This window comes from Oscillatoria salina IIICB1 (genome assembly GCF_020144665.1).
Lineage (GTDB): Bacteria > Cyanobacteriota > Cyanobacteriia > Cyanobacteriales > SIO1D9 > IIICB1.
In genome coordinates this window covers 1-891 of record NZ_JAAHBQ010000154.1, presented here as the reverse complement: position 1 = coordinate 891, position 891 = coordinate 1, and the positions used below count along the sequence as shown (strand labels likewise).

Genomic DNA, 891 nt, shown 5'->3' with positions numbered 1-891 from the left:
CTGTTAAAACTGCGACTACGAACAAGTTTAGCTAATTTTGCCACAGCGACGGCTTGATTTGCTGCTTTCCCACCCAAAGCGGTAAAAAATTTGTCTCCGATGACAGTTTCTCCTACTTGGGGTAGATGCGGTACTCCTACTACTAAATCAAGATTGATGCTACCGAAGGCGATCGCGCTCATGGTCAATTTTAAGGCATAGCAACAAAGTAATTGAAGTTAATCGTCGTATACTGACCCTGAGTTACTGTAACTTGTTTTTGGTCCTTATTAGAAAGGGAAAACCCTTCTCTAGCTGATGACTCAGGATGCAAATGATAAACTCCTGGTTTTAGATTAACCTGAAAAGAGCCATTTTCATCGGGAATTATCCGAGTTACTTGCTTTCCGGTTTGGTTGTAAACAGCGATCGCGTAAACGGCTGGAGCGATGGTAATATTTTGGGGTAGCCACGGCGGAGGGGGCGCACCTCCTGAGGTTATAAATAGCGATCGCCCTTTAATTCCACTTTCGAGGTTAATTTCTTCAAGATACTTAACTTTTCCCTCTGAATCAACTTGAAAAACCCAGTTTTCTGCGCTACAACCTGACACACAATCAGACAAACTTAGGCGATAATTTAACTGAATGTAATTATCTTTTATTTCGGCTTCAATATCTCGACTCAGGAGATTATTGACACCTTTTTTTACCTTAGCATTAGTAATTCCGGGGATAGTTTCTAGAGTATTTGCTAAAGCGTATGTATTGATTGGTTTAGTTGTTTGCAAAGCTACAATATCAGTATAGTCAAAATGACGTACTTCCAAGCCGTAACGAGAAATTAAACCATTTATTGTATCATTATTGGTAAGTTGTTTACGTTCGCGCCACGCTTGCGTCCATTCTTGAC

At 40.5% G+C, this 891-nt stretch carries 1 protein-coding gene and 1 pseudogene; both read right to left on the bottom strand.

Features of this window, described 5'->3' with window-relative positions; translation table 11 throughout:
- Window positions 1-182: pseudogene (locus G3T18_RS24565) on the bottom strand (ribokinase); the annotation flags it as partial.
- Between the two features lie 8 nt (window positions 183-190).
- A partial coding sequence (locus G3T18_RS24560) for a carboxypeptidase-like regulatory domain-containing protein (protein WP_224413227.1) occupies window positions 191-891 on the bottom strand: 701 nt, incomplete at its 5' end.